Annotated in this window: 1 rRNA gene; it reads left to right on the top strand. The window is 47.4% G+C overall.

Annotated features, from left to right (window positions below):
* Positions 1 to 2,155 (top strand): 23S ribosomal RNA (locus HMPREF9078_RS09885); the annotation flags it as partial.
* Between the last annotated feature and the right edge of the window lie 233 nt (positions 2,156 to 2,388).

Below are 2,388 nucleotides of genomic sequence, written 5' to 3'. Positions count from 1 at the left end.
AGTTGGTAGTAGTAGACGCGAAACCTGGTGATCTACCCTTGGGCAGGTTGAAGCGCTGGTAACACAGCGTGGAGGACCGAACTGGTTGTCGTTGAAAAGACTTCGGATGACCTGAGGGTAGGGGTGAAAGGCCAATCAAACTGGGAAATAGCTCGTACTCCCCGAAATGCATTTAGGTGCAGCGTTGAAGTGAGTTTAATAGAGGTAGAGCTACTGATTGGATGCGGGGGTTTCATCGCCTACCAATTCCTGACAAACTCCGAATGCTATTAAATGCTCATCAGCAGTGAGGGTATGGGTGCTAAGGTCCATATCCTAAAGGGAAAGAACCCGGACCATCAGCTAAGGTCCCCAAATATATGCTAAGTTGACCAAACGCGGTCTGACTGCACTGACAGCTAGGATGTTGGCTTGGAAGCAGCCATACATTTAAAGAGTGCGTAACAGCTCACTAGTCGAGCGGTTGGGCATGGATAATAAACGGGCATAAGCATATTACCGAAGCTATGGGGTTATTGAAAGATATACCGGTAGGGGAGCATTCTATAGGCGTAGAAGCTAAAGTTGTGAGACATAGTGGAGCTGATAGAAAAGAAAATGTAGGCATAAGTAACGATAAGGCAGGCGAGAAACCTGCCCGCCGAAAGATCAAGGTTTCCTCAGCTATGCTAATCAGCTGAGGGTTAGTCGGGGACTAACGCGCACCCGAGCAGGGGAAGTGGATGTACAACAGGTTAATATTCCTGTACCATTAATCTGATAAAAGTGACGGAACGAGATAACTACCGCGTACTGACGGAATAGTACGTTAAAGGAGCTGTTATGGCTTTGATAGTACACTGAGGCTTCGGCTAAGGTGATAGAGTGGTGACAACGTTTCCAAGAAAAGCGAAGATTAATGCCCGTACCGTAAACCGACACAGGTGATTGGGAAGAGAATTCTAAGGCGCTCGAGAGATTCATGGCTAAGGAACTAGGCAAAATAGACCTGTAACTTCGGGAGAAAGGTCGCCTATCGTAAGATAGGCCGCAGTGAAGAGGTCCAAGCGACTGTTTATCAAAAACACAGGACTCTGCAAAATCGAAAGATGAGGTATAGGGTCTGACACCTGCCCGGTGCTGGAAGGTTAAGAGGAGAGCTTAGCGTAAGCGAAGGTTTGAATTGAAGCCCCAGTAAACGGCGGCCGTAACTATAACGGTCCTAAGGTAGCGAAATTCCTTGTCGGGTAAGTTCCGACCTGCACGAATGGTGTAACGATTTGGACACTGTCTCGGCCATGAGCTCGGTGAAATTGTAGTATCGGTGAAGATGCCGATTACCCGCAGTGGGACGAAAAGACCCTGTGCACCTTTACTATATCTTCGTATTGGTCTTGGATAAGTGATGCGTAGGATAGGTGGGAGACTGCGAAGCGGCTATTCCGGTAGTTGTGGAGTCGTTGTTGAAATACCACCCTTTGCTTATCTGAGGTCTAACCCTGCAGAGTGCAGGGGACAATTCGTGGAGGGTAGTTTGACTGGGGTGGTCGCCTCCAAAAGAGTAACGGAGGCTTCTAAAGGTTCCCTCAGCACGCTTGGTAACCGTGCGAAGAGTGCAATGGCATAAGGGAGCTTGACTGAGAGACCCACAAGTCGATCAGGTACGAAAGTAGAGCATAGTGATCCGGTGGTTCCGTATGGAAGGGCCATCGCTCAAAGGATAAAAGGTACGCCGGGGATAACAGGCTGATCTCCCCCAAGAGCTCACATCGACGGGGGGGTTTGGCACCTCGATGTCGGCTCGTCACATCCTGGGGCTGGAGAAGGTCCCAAGGGTTGGGCTGTTCGCCCATTAAAGTGGCACGCGAGCTGGGTTCAGAACGTCGTGAGACAGTTCGGTCTCTATCTACTGTGGGCGTTAGAAATTTGCGTGGATCTGACTCTAGTACGAGAGGACCGAGTTGGACGCACCGCTGGTGTATCTGTTGTCTTGCCAAGGGCATAGCAGAGTAGCTAAGTGCGGATGGGATAAGTGCTGAAGGCATATAAGTACGAAACCCGCCACAAGATGAGATTTCTTTTAAGGGTCGTGGGAGATGACCACGTTGATAGGTTACAGGTGTAACGGTGGTAACATCATAGCCGAGTAATACTAATCACCCGTAGACTTTTCGCGCGTAGAGATTCTTTTAAAGAGCGTTAGCATCACAACAATTGTTAATTATTAATTATCAATTGTCAATTGAGAAAATATGTTTTTTATCCCTATATGTTAAAAATATGATTAGGAATTGGTATTTTAGGTTAAGATACAAAAAGGAGTTTTAAAAAGCTCTTATCTTTTACCTCTTACCTCTTACCTAAAACGATTTAAGGTGGTTATAGTCAAAGGTCTCACCTCTTACCATT

The sequence above is a fragment of the Capnocytophaga sp. oral taxon 380 str. F0488 genome (assembly GCF_000318255.2).
Taxonomy (GTDB): Bacteria; Bacteroidota; Bacteroidia; order Flavobacteriales; family Flavobacteriaceae; genus Capnocytophaga; species Capnocytophaga ochracea.
This window is presented reverse-complemented; position numbering and strand designations above follow the sequence as displayed.